Origin of the sequence: Actinomycetospora sp. NBC_00405 (assembly GCF_036044095.1) — a bacterium.
GTDB classification, from domain to species: Bacteria; Actinomycetota; Actinomycetes; order Mycobacteriales; family Pseudonocardiaceae; genus Actinomycetospora; species Actinomycetospora callitridis.
In genome coordinates this window covers 4,131,467-4,142,471 of the sequence record NZ_CP107938.1, presented here as the reverse complement: position 1 = coordinate 4,142,471, position 11,005 = coordinate 4,131,467, and the positions used below count along the sequence as shown (strand labels likewise).

Below are 11,005 nucleotides of genomic sequence, written 5' to 3'. Positions count from 1 at the left end.
AACGGGTCGTCGACGGGAGGGGTGCGGTGAAGACCGTCGTTGCCCTCGCCCTGGCTGCCGGGGCCGCCCTGCTGCTCCGACGACAGCGGGACCAGAACCCCGCCAAGGAGGTCTGGCGCGACGCGACGAGGCCGTCGACGTCGTCCTAGCCTCCTCGGGGACGTAGCTCAATTGGCAGAGCACCGCCTTTGCAAGGCGGGGGTTGAGGGTTCGATTCCCTTCGTCTCCACCCACCGTGACCAGCAAGGACGTTGGTCCGAACCGGGTAACTTCTTCGCTCGTGGCACGGTTCATGGCACGAGCTGACCTACCTCCCTGCTCATGGCGAAGCCTGCCCGCCCTTCCTCGCGCGAGAAGGGCAACATCGAGTTGCTCCCGAGTGGAGCGTTGCGGGTGCGCGTCTACGCCGGGCAGGACCCCGTCACGAAGCGACGGCACAGCCTCGTCGAGACGGTGCCCGCCGGGCCCAAGGCCTGGGAGCGTGCCGAGGAGGTACGTCTCGGCTTCCTCGCCGACATCCGCAAGAGGCGCAACCCCGCGGACGACGGCCACCGTCAACCAGCTGCTCGACCGCTACCTCGACCAGCACACCGGCGGCCGGCGCACGGTGGAGGGCTACCGGGAGTACGTCGACAAGCACGTCCGCCCGTTCATCGGTTCATCGAAGGCCGGCGCGATCGACGCCGAGATCCTGGACTCCCTCTACGCCGAGATGCGGCGGTGCCGGGAGCACTGCCGCGACCGTCGAGGAGTCGATCACCGCACGACCCACCTTCACGAGTGCGATGTCCGGTGTCGACCGCACCGATGCCGACCCCTCGGGGCCGCGACGATCCGCAAGATTCACTACATCCTGAGCGGCGCCTACAAACGCGCGGTGCGGTGGCGGTGGGTGGGCTCGAGCCCGATGGACCAGGCCGAGCCCCCGCCGGTGCCCGCACCCGACCCGCAGCCGCCGACACCCGAGGAAGCCGCGCGGCTCGTCGCCGAGGCGGGGCGCCGCGACCCCGACTGGGGGATGGTCGTATGGCTTCTGACGGTCACCGGCGCTCGCCGAGGAGAAGTTTGCGGGCTCCGTTGGCGCTACGTCGACCTCGAGCGAGGCGTGATCACGATCCGGCGCGCGATCGCCGAGGTCCGCGGCGAGACCGAGGAGAAGGACACCAAGACCCACCAGCGCCGCAACGTCACCATCGACCCGGGCACCATCGAGGCCCTCGACGAGCATCGCCGCCGGTGGAAGGAGCGCTGTGCCGCGCTCGAGCTCGAGCTGGCGCCGGACGCGTTCGTCTTCTCAGCGTCGCCGACTGGGGCGACGCATCTGACCCCGTCCTCGGCCACGGCGGCGGAGGCACGACGACACTTCGCGTCTACGCGGCATGGGTAGCGGAGGCTGATCAGCGGGCAGCGCGGGGACTGGCCGAGCGTCTGCCCGAGCGCCCTGCGCCTCCAGAGACCGACGACGTCGAGCGCGCCAAGGCGGAACCGCGATACCCGTTCAAGCACATTGCGGTGGCCCTGCGCGACCGCATCGCCGCCGGCGAGTGGCCGCCCGGCGCCCAGCTTCCGACAGGGAAGCAGATCGGCGTGGACTTCGGCGTCTCGACTGCGACTGCTCAGCGATCCGTGACTCTGTTGCAGGTCTGGGGTCTCGTCGAGGTGAGTCGTGGTCGGCGACCCAGTGTGCTCGCTCCCCAGGCGTGCTCCGACTGAGTCCTGCTGCGCACGGCCCTTGTCGACGGGTCCTGGGGCAGTGGCTCAGCTCCACCCACGCGCGACGGCCCAGAGGCTGAGCCCACGACCCTGTCGGCGGAGAGCGCGCCACGTCCTGATCGTCCGCATGGAGCGCAGAGTGCATGCCGGACGGGTTCGAGACCATCGAACAGGTGTACGACGCCAGGAGATCGGTCAGTTGCACGGGTCACCAAAGGGTGTGTGGAGTACCCCCGGGGGTACCGTTGGTTGTGCCCGATACAGGGTAGGCAAGAACGAGGACAGGGGACGGCGATGCAGGTTCAGGCCGCACAGCTCACCGACGTGGTCGACCGGCTGCGTCGGGTGGAGGGCCAGATTTCGGGCATCGTGAAGATGATCGAGCAGGGCCGCGAGTGCAAGGACGTCGTCACCCAGCTCGCCGCCGCGTCCCGGGCACTCGACAAGGCCGGGTTCAAGATCATATCGACCGGCCTGCGGTACTGCCTGACCGAGGACGACGAGGGCGAGCAGACCGTCAACGTCGCCGAGCTCGAGCGCTTGTTCCTGTCCCTGGCCTGATCGCCCTCGGGTCCTCCAGGGGCGGCGCGGACCCCTGAACGACCAGCAAGACGACCACCCATCCACGAACGGTAGATACCCTACCGGGTAGGGAACCAAGATGATCGACATCAGGACCGTCGAGACCTCCGGGCTCGGTGACCGCAGCTACCTGGCCAGCGACGGCACGGTCGCGGTCGCCATCGACCCCCAGCGCGACATCGACCGGGTCCTCGACCTCGCGAACGAGGTCGGGGCGGGTATCACACACGTCGCCGAGACCCACATCCACAACGACTACGTCACCGGTGGGCTCGACCTCGCCGCCCGCACCGGCGCGACCTACCTGGTCAACGCCGCCGACGAGGTCGGCTTCGCCCGCACCCCGATCGCGGACGGCGACGAGGTCACGGTCGGGTCGATGCGGCTGCGGGCAATCGCGACCCCCGGGCACACCCACCACCACCTGTCGTACGCCCTGCTCGACGAGAGCGGGACGGTGGCCGCGGTGTTCACCGGCGGGTCGATGCTCTACGGCACGACCGGACGCACCGACCTCGTCTCCCCCGACGACACCGTGGAGCTGACCCACGCCCAGTACCACTCGGTGCGCCGCCTGGTCGCCGAGCTGCCCGGCGAGGCCGCGGTGTATCCCACCCACGGCTTCGGCAGCTTCTGCGCCAGCACCCCGGCCTCCGGGGCCGACGGTTCCACCGTGGGACAGGAGGCCACCACCAACCCGGCCCTGACCCAGGACGAGCAGGACTTCGTCGACACCCTCATCGCCGGGCTCGGGGCCTTCCCGACCTACTACGCCCGCATGGGCCCGGCCAACGCCGCCGGCCCGTCCCCGGTCGACCTGACGCCACCCGAGCCGGTCGACCCCGCCGAGCTACGCCGACGCCTGGAAGCCGGTCAGTGGGTGGTCGACCTGCGTGATCGCACCGCGTTCGCCGCCGGACACCTCCCCGGCTCGCTGGGCTTCGAGCTCTCCACCCCGTTCGTCACCTACTTCGGGTGGACCTTCGACTTCGACGCCGAGCTCACGCTCATCGGCGAGACCCCCGAGCAGGTCGCCGCGGCCCAGCGCGAACTGGTCCGGATCGGCATCGACCGGTTCGCCGGCGCCGCCACCGGCCCCCTCGACTCCCTCGAGGCCGGGCAGGGCCTGCGGTCCTACCCGGTCTCGGACTTCCCGGGCCTCGCGGCGGCCTTCGACGAGCGCGACCCGTTCATCCTCGACGCCCGCCGCGATGAGGAACGCGCGTCCGGAGGGGTCCGGGGATCGGTGCACATCCCGCTGCACGAGCTGCTCGCGCGCCGCGACGAGGTGCCCGAGGGTGAGGTCTGGGTCTACTGCGGCTCCGGCTACCGCGCCTCGATCGCCGCCTCGATGCTCGACCGCCCCGGCCGCGACCTGGTCCTAATCAACGACGACTGGCCGAACGCCGCCGAGGCCGGGCTCGCCGACAGCAACGAGCCCGCGACCGCCAGCCACTGACCATGAGTAGGCACCGGTGGCCCGGCCCCCCTTGGATCGGGCCACCGGCCTCCCCCGTGTGAAGGACACCACACCCATGAGCGCCCTCTCCAGCCGCACCACGGCCCCCGAGCCGGGCGGCAACATCGACGCGGTCACTCTCGCTGCCCGCTCCACGGACAACAGCGACACCAGCAGCGATGGACCGATGGTCCTCGACGTCCGCAGCGCCGCCGAGTACGAGGCCGCCCACATCCGCGGCTCCTACCACGTCCCGCTCGCGACCCTGGCCGAGCACACCCGCGACCTCGCCGCCCACCTCGACACCCCCGTCGTCCTGGTCTGCCAGTCCGGGGTCCGCGCCGAGCAGGCCCGCCGCCACCTCGCCGCCGTCGGGCTCGACCGCGCCCACGTCCTCGACGGCGGCCTGCCCGCCTACACCGCCGCCGGCGGCGACGTCGTCACCGGCCGCAAAGCCTGGGCCCTGGAACGCCAGGTCCGCCTCGTCGCCGGGACCCTCGTCGTCCTCGGGCTCACCGCAGGCCGCCTCGTCTCCCCGAAGGCTCGGCTGCTCGCCGGCGGGATCGGTGCCGGGCTGACGTTCTCCGCGCTCACCGACACCTGCGCCATGGGCGCCGCGCTCGCCCGGCTACCGATCAACCGCGGGACCACCGAACCGGGCACAGCCGACACCCTCGCCGCCCTCCGGGCAAGACGACGGAGTACCGAGCGGTGAGCCTGCTCGCAGCGGGGTTCGGGCTGGTCCTCGGCGCCCTGCTCGGCCTGGTCGGAGGCGGTGGCGGCATCCTCGCCGTCCCCGCCCTGGTCTACGGACTCGGTCTCCCGCTCGCCTCCGCGGTGCCGGCATCGCTGGTGGTGATCGGGCTCGCCTCGGCCGTCGCCGTCGCCCCCCGCGCCCGCCTCGAGGTCAACTGGCGCCTCGCCATCGTCATCGGCGCCGCCGGTATCCCCACCTCCATCGCCGGCGGGGTGGTCAATCACCGGCTCGACGACCAATGGCTCATGCTCGTCTTCGCCGTGGTCATGGTCCTCGCCGGACTACGGATGTTGCGCGGCAACGACGAGAGCGGCGGAGTCTGCGACCTGCCCGGCGGCGGAGTCGCCTGGCGCCGCTGCCTACCCCGCGCCGTCGCCGTCGGGCTGCTCGTCGGGTTCCTCACCGGCCTGCTCGGCGTCGGCGGCGGATTCCTGCTCGTCCCCGCCCTCATCGTCGCGCTCGGCCTGCGCACCTCCACCGCAGTGGCCACCTCGCTGGTCATCATCGTCATCAACGCCGTGGCCGGGCTCGTGCCCTACCTCGCTGGCGCCAGCAGTCGCAGCGGAGCCGGGTTGGACTGGACGATCGTCGGCCCGTTCGCCGCCGCCGCGGTCGTCACCTCGCTCCCCGCCAGCTGGTTCGCCCGCAGGCTTCGTGCCGCCACCCTGAGGCGCGGATTCGCCGTCCTGGTCCTGATCGTGGCCGCAGGCGTGGCCACTCGCACGATCGTCACGCTCACCACGACCTGACCGTCCCGTCGATCGAGAACGCCCGAGAGGAAGGAACACCCATGGACATCCGCGAGACCACCGTCGACGACCTCGCCGCCGCCCGTGACGCAGGCGAGGTCACGCTCATCGACGTCCGCTACCCCGACGAGTACGCCGAGGGCCACATCCCGGGCGCTCACCTCATCCCGCTACCCGAACTCGGCGACCGCGTCGCCGAAGTCCCCGCCGACAGCGAGGTCCACGTCGTCTGCCAGTCCGGCGGTCGCAGCGCCCAGGGCGCCGAACTCCTCGGGCGACACGGTTTCGACGCCGTCTCGGTCGCCGGCGGCACCAAGGGCTGGATCGCCTCCGGGCGCCCCGTCGACAAGAACTGACCCGCGCGGACCCGCACTCGACCGGCTCCTGAGCCCTGGCTTCGGAGGAGTTCGACGCCGACAATCACCTCGGGCTGGCAGATGATCTCTGGCGCTGGAAGGCCGTCGGCCGCGCCCGGCTCGGGGCCGGAGCTGCTGGCAGTTCAGCGCTGCTCGCTCGGGTGGAGGGTGAGCTGTCGGCGGTGGAAGTCGAAGTGCCGGGTGGGGAAGCGGTAGAGGTCGGCGAGGGTCATGTAGGGCGTGAAGAACGGGTCCCAGCGTGTGGGGTAGTGCATCCCGAGGGCGAGGTCGGCGTCGGTCTCGGCGTCGAGGCGGTGGTGCAGGGCGTCGATGACGCGGTCGAACAGCGCGGTCTGCCCGCGACGGCCCAGCACGGTGCCGCCGGCCCAGGAGCCGACGTAGTTGGCGACGTCGAACGGGCGGGTGCCGGCGTCGAGGACGGCGGCGTAGGCGCGGCTCACGTCGGGCGGCAGCCGCCCGAAGAGCCTGACGAGGTTCCCGAGAGCCCGGATGATCAGGTAGCCGAGCAGCATGTGGAACAGCAGTTGCTGGTTGTTCCACCGGGTGCCGTGCGAGCGGCGCTGCAGGTCGGCGGGCGTCGCCTGCGCGTGCAGGTCGTGGAAGGTCGCCCGCGTGCGGTCGAGCTCCTGGTGAACCGCCTGCCGGTCCATCGGTCGAGTGTGCGCCTGGCTGGTTCAGGGGCGCGAGGCCTGGATGATGGCGGACAAGACGCCGGCGGCGACCTCACCGGTGGCGGTGATGGCGACGTCGGTGAGCCCGGCCTCCTCCAGCTCGGCGCGGTAGGCGCTCTGGCGCAGGACGCCGGTGATGGCCCCGACCGACGCAGCCGCCTCCGCCAGGGTGGCGGCGTCGGCCTGGTCGTCGGTCGTGAGGTCGGAGAGCCCGAGGCGTCCGCCGGGTCGCAGGACACGGGCGATTTCGGCGAACACGGCCGGCTTGTCCGCCGACAGGTTGATCACGCAGTTGGAGATGACGACGTCGACCGAGGCGTCGGGCAGCGGGATGGCCTCGATGTGCCCGTGCAGGAACTCGACGTTGGTGGCGCCGGCCTCCCGGGCGTGCTCGCGGGCGAGGCCGAGCATCTCGTCGGTCATGTCCAGCCCGTAGGCGAACCCGTCGGGTCCGACGCGGCGGGCGGAGAGCAGCACGTCCAGCCCGGCGCCGGAGCCGAGGTCGAGCACGGTCTCCCCGGCGACGAGCTCGGCGACCGCGAGCGGGTTGCCGCAGCCCAGACTGGCCGCACCCGCACCCCCGGCGTCCGCGAGCTGGCCGGGGTCGTAGGCGTCGCCGCACATGCCGGTGGGGTCGGCCTCGGAGCAGCTCGGTGTCCGGCCGGCCCGGACCTGGCCGGCCGCGGTGGCGTAGCGGGCGCGGACCCGCTCGCGCGCCGCGGCTGACCCGTCCCGCGTCATCTCACGCATCCGCACCAGACGCGGTCTTGGCCTCGGTGACGGTCACTCCGGGCTCGATCGGCGCCTCGTCGTGCGAGCAGCAGGCGGTCTGACCGGTGGCGCTCTCGGCGCTGGCGTCGTCGGGCATCGTGGTGAGGATCCCGGTGGTGCCGTAGACCTGGGAGTCCTCCTTGACGGTGTAGACCTCCCACGGCTCGTGGCCGGGGCCCTGCACCCACACCTTGTCCTGGCGGGCGTAGCAGCAGGTGGTGTCGTCCTCGACCTGCGTGAACAGGCCCAGCGTCGAGAGGCGCCCGGTGGCGTCGTGGACCTCGTCGGTCGACCCGACCTCGACCCCGAGGTGATCCATCACCGTGGGACGGTCCGCCTCGCCCTCGAGGAGCACGAGTTTCAGCGGGGGCTCGGTGACGGCGAAGTTGGCGTAGCCGGGGCGGCGCTTGGCCGGCTCCACCCCGAACAGCGACGAGTAGAAGCGGATCGAGCCCTCCAGGTCCGAGACCCGCAGGGCGAGCTGCACACGGGACATGATTGCCTCCTAGTGTTCATCTCTTGTTTCGACGTCTGTCGAGGCAGTCAACCTTGCGCCTCGTTTCGACGGGTGTCAAGGTAGACGTATGTCGAAGCAGGGTGACGAGGAGCGGGTGCTGGCCCAGCTCGCCGAGGTCGTGGGGTGCTGCGAGCCGCTCGCGCGTGAACCGCTCTCGGCGCAGCAGTCGATCGAGCTGTCGCGGGTGTTCAAGGCGATGGGCGACCCGGTGCGGCTGCGGCTGCTCTCGCTGATCGCCTCGCACGTCGGCGGCGAGGCGTGCGTCTGCGACCTGACCGACGTGTTCGACCTGTCCGGCCCGACGATCTCGCACCACTTGAAGGTGCTGCGCGAGGCCGGGCTGATCACCGGGGAGCGCCGCGGCACCTGGGTCTACTACCGCGTGCGACCCGAGCTGCTCGCCACGGTTTCCGCGGTGCTCGTGCCCGCCACCGCCCAGGACTCGCCCGCCGCGGTGCCCGCCGACCGCGAGGCCCTTCCGGTGGTCGAGGCGTGAGCACCGAGAACCTGACCTCCAACGACCCGGGCGAGGCCGGGGTCGTCGCGAAGCTCTCTACCCTCGACCGGTTCCTGCCGATCTGGATTCTCGCCGCGATGGTCGTGGGCCTGCTCGCGGGCCGGCTCGTCCCAGGGCTCGGTGAGGCCCTGGGCGCGGTCGCGATCGACGGAGTCTCGCTCCCGATCGCGCTCGGGCTGCTGATCATGATGTATCCGGTGCTGGCGAAGGTCCGCTACGACCGCCTCGACACCGTTACCGGCGACAAGCGGCTCCTGGTCTCTTCGCTGATCCTGAACTGGGTGCTCGGGCCGGCGCTGATGTTCGCCCTCGCGTGGCTGCTGCTGCCCGACCTGCCCGAGTACCGCACCGGGCTGATCGTCGTCGGGCTCGCGCGCTGCATCGCCATGGTCATCATCTGGAACGACCTCGCCTGCGGCGACCGCGAAGCCGCCGCCGTGCTCGTCGCGCTCAACTCGCTGTTCCAGGTGATTGCGTTCGGCGCCCTGGGCTGGTTCTACCTCGCCGTGCTGCCCGGCTGGCTCGGGCTCCCGACGGCGGGTCTCGACGTGTCGGCCTGGGCCATCGTCAGATCGGTGCTGATCTTCCTCGGCATCCCGCTGCTCGCCGGCTATCTGACCCGACGTCTGGGGGAGCGGGCGAAGGGTCGCGAGTGGTACGAGGCGAAGTTCCTGCCGCGCATCGGTCCGTTTGCGCTCTACGGGCTGCTGTTCACCATCGTCGTGTTGTTCGCCCTCCAGGGCGATGCCATCACCAGCCAGCCCCTCGACGTCGTCCGGATCGCGCTGCCGCTGTTGATCTACTTCGCGCTGATGTGGGCCGGCTCCTACGCCCTCGGCCGCGCCGTCGGGCTCGGCTACGAACGCACCACCACCCTCGCCTTCACCGCCGCCGGCAACAACTTCGAACTCGCCATCGCCGTCGCCATCGCCACCTGGGGCGCCACCAGCGGGCAAGCCCTCGCCGGAGTCGTCGGCCCGCTCATCGAGGTCCCGGTCCTGGTCGCTCTGGTCTACGTGTCGCTGTGGCTGCGCCGCCGACTCTTCCCGCCCCGCACCGGGGACGTGGAGCCCACCGGATCAGGAGCACACGGATGAGCAACGACGCCGTCCACCCCGACCCCACCACCGGCCCGGCGAGTCCCGTCGTTCCGCCACGACGCGACCTCGAGGCGCTGAGCCTGCTCTCCACCGACCACCACCTCGCTCACACCGCCGAGGTGCTCGCCGAGCGCTTTCCCGGGGTGTTCTCCCCCGAGACCGTCGCGGCCTGCCTCGTGGAATCCCACGAGCTGCTGTCGGCCACCGCGAGGATCACGAACCACCTGACCGTCCTCTCCGAGCGGTTCGCCCGCGAGCGCCTGACCGCCGCCGCCCAAGCCCAGGGAGTACTGGTGTCCGACGTCCCCGAGGTCCTGTTCGTCTGCGTGCACAACGCCGGCCGCTCCCAGATGGCCGCCGCCCTGCTCGACCACCACGCCCAAGGCACGGTCCACGTCCGCTCCGCCGGCTCCACCCCGGCCAACGAGATCAACCCCGCAGTCCGCGAGGTCATGGCCGAGCTCGGCCTCGACCTCTCCCGCGAGTTCCCCAAGCCACTGACCACCGACGTCGTCGAAGCCGCCGACGTCGTCATCACCATGGGCTGCGGCGACGCCTGCCCGATCTTCCCCGGCAAGCGCTACCTCGACTGGGAACTCACCGACCCCGCCGGCAAGGGCGCCGACGACGTCCGCCCCATCCGCGACGACATCGACCAGCGCGTCCGGGCCCTGCTCGCCGAGCTCGTCCCCGCTGCCCGCTGAGTCGGGGCTCGTGTGCCCGCTTGGCGGTCGAGGTCAGTCCTCGCCCGGCGTCGCCGGTGCGAGTGCGCCGAGCATGGTCGCCACGCGGTCGAGGTCGGGACTGCGTAGCCGGTAGCGATTGCTGCGACCCTCGGCCTCCGCGGTCACCAGGCCCGCGTCGCGCAGGTGCCCCAGGTGGTAGGAGACGGTCGACTGCGGCAGGCCGGTCACCGCCTGCAGCTCGCGCACCGACTGAGCCCCGTCGGTCAGCCACAGCACGATCAACAGGCGGTCCGGATTGCCCAGCGCCTGCAGCACCGGCGCCCACTGCACCGCCAGCGCGCGGCACCGCTCGACTTCGGCGACGTCCGGCTCTGCCACGACCCCCAGCCTAGCGGCATCGGGATTTCTGGATGCCAACGGGGAAGCCCGCTACCGTCCGGAGGGTGGCTGTTCCTCCAGTGTCGGACGCGCGCATGACGGCGCTCGCGTCACGCATCCGGCGGGTGTCGTGGGCGAGCTTGGTGTGGCTGGCGGTCGAGGGTGTCGTCGCGATCATCGCGGGCCTCTCGACCGGCTCGATCGCTCTGTTGGGCTACGGGCTGGACAGCGCCGTGCAGAGTCTGGGCAGCGGCGTGATCGTCTGGCGCTTCACCGGGCGGCGCATCGGCTCGGCCGCGGCCGAGCAGCACGCCCAGAAGATCGTGGCGACGAGCTTCTTCCTGCTCGCGCCCTACCTCGTCGTGGCGGCGCTCTCCCAGCTGCTCACCGGCACACCTCCTGAGGGGAGTTGGGTCGGCGTGGCGCTGGCGGCGGTCGGGATCGTGCTGATGCCGCTGTTCGGGCGGGCCAAGCGGCGCCTCGGTGTGCTGGCCGAGTCGGCGGCGACGGCCGGGGAAGGAGCACAGCACCTGATCTGTGCGGGCCTGTCGGCCACCATCCTCGTCGGGTTGTTCCTCAACGTCGCCTTCGGCGTCTGGTGGGCCGACCCGATGGCGGCGTTGATCCTGGCCGCGGTCGCGGTCCACGCCGGCACCCGCACGTGGCGCGGTGAGAGCTGCTGATCCTCCCCCGGCCGACCCGTACGGCATCCGAACGGTCAGGTGCGG

At 71.4% G+C, this 11,005-nt stretch carries 16 protein-coding genes, 1 tRNA gene and 1 pseudogene; 14 read left to right on the top strand and 4 right to left on the bottom strand.

Annotation, left to right across the window (positions count from 1 at the left end; all coding sequences use genetic code 11):
* Positions 1–26: 26 nt before the first annotated feature.
* From OG774_RS20495 to OG774_RS20455, 9 genes are all read left to right on the top strand, one after another.
* Positions 27–149: a DLW-39 family protein gene (locus OG774_RS20495; RefSeq protein WP_328303813.1), complete on the top strand. Its 123-nt coding sequence runs from the start codon at positions 27–29 to the stop codon at positions 147–149.
* 7 nt (positions 150–156) lie between these two features.
* Positions 157–229, top strand: a tRNA-Ala gene (locus OG774_RS20490).
* 252 nt (positions 230–481) lie between these two features.
* A complete protein-coding gene (locus OG774_RS20485; RefSeq protein WP_328303811.1) occupies positions 482–1,387 on the top strand; it encodes a site-specific integrase in 906 nt (301 codons plus the stop codon).
* A 125-nt stretch (positions 1,388–1,512) separates the two neighbouring features.
* Complete coding sequence (locus OG774_RS20480) at positions 1,513–1,713, top strand: GntR family transcriptional regulator (RefSeq protein ID WP_328303809.1); 201 nt, start codon at positions 1,513–1,515, stop codon at positions 1,711–1,713.
* Between the two features lie 294 nt (positions 1,714–2,007).
* On the top strand, positions 2,008–2,274 hold the full coding sequence (locus OG774_RS20475; protein WP_328303807.1) for a metal-sensitive transcriptional regulator: 267 nt from the start codon (positions 2,008–2,010) through the stop codon (positions 2,272–2,274).
* 100 nt (positions 2,275–2,374) lie between these two features.
* Entirely contained in the window at positions 2,375–3,754 is a 1,380-nt protein-coding gene (locus OG774_RS20470; protein ID WP_328303805.1) for an MBL fold metallo-hydrolase, read from the top strand.
* 76 nt (positions 3,755–3,830) lie between these two features.
* On the top strand, positions 3,831–4,469 hold the full coding sequence (locus tag OG774_RS20465; protein WP_328303803.1) for a rhodanese-like domain-containing protein: 639 nt from the start codon (positions 3,831–3,833) through the stop codon (positions 4,467–4,469).
* Entirely contained in the window at positions 4,466–5,260 is a 795-nt protein-coding gene (locus OG774_RS20460; RefSeq protein ID WP_328303800.1) for a sulfite exporter TauE/SafE family protein, read from the top strand. Before OG774_RS20465 ends, OG774_RS20460 begins: the two co-directional genes overlap by 4 nt.
* 41 nt (positions 5,261–5,301) lie before the next feature.
* On the top strand, positions 5,302–5,616 hold the full coding sequence (locus OG774_RS20455) for a rhodanese-like domain-containing protein (RefSeq protein ID WP_328303798.1): 315 nt from the start codon (positions 5,302–5,304) through the stop codon (positions 5,614–5,616).
* A 143-nt stretch (positions 5,617–5,759) separates the two neighbouring features.
* On the opposite strand, the gene OG774_RS20450 is transcribed toward OG774_RS20455, so the two are convergent.
* Genes OG774_RS20450 through OG774_RS20440 form a run of 3 tightly spaced genes read right to left on the bottom strand, consistent with a single transcriptional unit; the run spans position 5,760 to position 7,575 of the window.
* Positions 5,760–6,287, bottom strand: coding sequence for a DinB family protein (locus OG774_RS20450; protein WP_328303796.1), 528 nt, complete (start codon positions 6,285–6,287; stop codon positions 5,760–5,762).
* 24 nt (positions 6,288–6,311) lie between these two features.
* Positions 6,312–7,049 carry a methyltransferase domain-containing protein gene (locus OG774_RS20445; RefSeq protein ID WP_328303794.1) on the bottom strand — a complete coding sequence of 246 codons (738 nt, stop codon included), beginning with the start codon at positions 7,047–7,049 and terminating at the stop codon, positions 6,312–6,314.
* A gap of 1 nt (position 7,050) precedes the next feature.
* On the bottom strand, positions 7,051–7,575 hold the full coding sequence (locus OG774_RS20440; RefSeq protein ID WP_328303792.1) for an ArsI/CadI family heavy metal resistance metalloenzyme: 525 nt from the start codon (positions 7,573–7,575) through the stop codon (positions 7,051–7,053).
* 88 nt (positions 7,576–7,663) lie between these two features.
* On the opposite strand from OG774_RS20440, the gene OG774_RS20435 reads away from it, so the two are divergent.
* The 4 genes and pseudogenes from OG774_RS20435 (at position 7,664) to OG774_RS20420 (ending at position 9,917) form a co-directional block, all read left to right on the top strand.
* Positions 7,664–8,092, top strand: a complete 429-nt coding sequence (locus tag OG774_RS20435) for an ArsR/SmtB family transcription factor (RefSeq protein WP_328303790.1) — start codon at positions 7,664–7,666, stop codon at positions 8,090–8,092.
* Positions 8,089–9,210, top strand: coding sequence for an ACR3 family arsenite efflux transporter (gene arsB / locus OG774_RS20430; protein ID WP_328303788.1), 1,122 nt, complete (start codon positions 8,089–8,091; stop codon positions 9,208–9,210). The genes OG774_RS20435 and arsB overlap by 4 nt, the downstream gene beginning before the upstream one ends.
* Positions 9,207–9,476 (top strand): annotated as a pseudogene (locus OG774_RS20425) (three-helix bundle dimerization domain-containing protein); the annotation flags it as partial. The gene arsB and the pseudogene OG774_RS20425, both read left to right, overlap by 4 nt.
* Positions 9,477–9,506: 30 nt before the next feature.
* On the top strand, positions 9,507–9,917 hold the full coding sequence (locus OG774_RS20420; protein ID WP_328311053.1) for an arsenate reductase ArsC: 411 nt from the start codon (positions 9,507–9,509) through the stop codon (positions 9,915–9,917).
* A gap of 33 nt (positions 9,918–9,950) precedes the next feature.
* Here the strand turns inward: OG774_RS20420 and OG774_RS20415 are convergent, their stop codons facing one another.
* Positions 9,951–10,277, bottom strand: a complete 327-nt coding sequence (locus OG774_RS20415) for an ArsR/SmtB family transcription factor (protein WP_328303786.1) — start codon at positions 10,275–10,277, stop codon at positions 9,951–9,953.
* Positions 10,278–10,342: 65 nt separating this feature from the next.
* Between OG774_RS20415 and OG774_RS20410 the strand changes: the two genes are divergently transcribed.
* Positions 10,343–10,960, top strand: coding sequence for a cation transporter (locus tag OG774_RS20410; RefSeq protein WP_328303784.1), 618 nt, complete (start codon positions 10,343–10,345; stop codon positions 10,958–10,960).
* Positions 10,961–11,005: the final 45 nt, after the last annotated feature.

Bases quoted from the DNA above. Each gene is read 5' to 3' on its own strand.
- OG774_RS20455 (WP_328303798.1), top strand. From the start codon at position 5,302: ATGGACATCCGCGAGACCACCGTCGACGACCTCGCCGCCGCCCGTGAC.
- OG774_RS20475 (WP_328303807.1), top strand. From the start codon at position 2,008: ATGCAGGTTCAGGCCGCACAGCTCACCGACGTGGTCGACCGGCTGCGT.
- OG774_RS20440 (WP_328303792.1), bottom strand. From the start codon at position 7,575: ATGTCCCGTGTGCAGCTCGCCCTGCGGGTCTCGGACCTGGAGGGCTCG.
- OG774_RS20435 (WP_328303790.1), top strand. From the start codon at position 7,664: ATGTCGAAGCAGGGTGACGAGGAGCGGGTGCTGGCCCAGCTCGCCGAG.
- OG774_RS20470 (WP_328303805.1), top strand. From the start codon at position 2,375: ATGATCGACATCAGGACCGTCGAGACCTCCGGGCTCGGTGACCGCAGC.
- OG774_RS20445 (WP_328303794.1), bottom strand. From the start codon at position 7,049: ATGACGCGGGACGGGTCAGCCGCGGCGCGCGAGCGGGTCCGCGCCCGC.
- OG774_RS20450 (WP_328303796.1), bottom strand. From the start codon at position 6,287: ATGGACCGGCAGGCGGTTCACCAGGAGCTCGACCGCACGCGGGCGACC.
- OG774_RS20465 (WP_328303803.1), top strand. From the start codon at position 3,831: ATGAGCGCCCTCTCCAGCCGCACCACGGCCCCCGAGCCGGGCGGCAAC.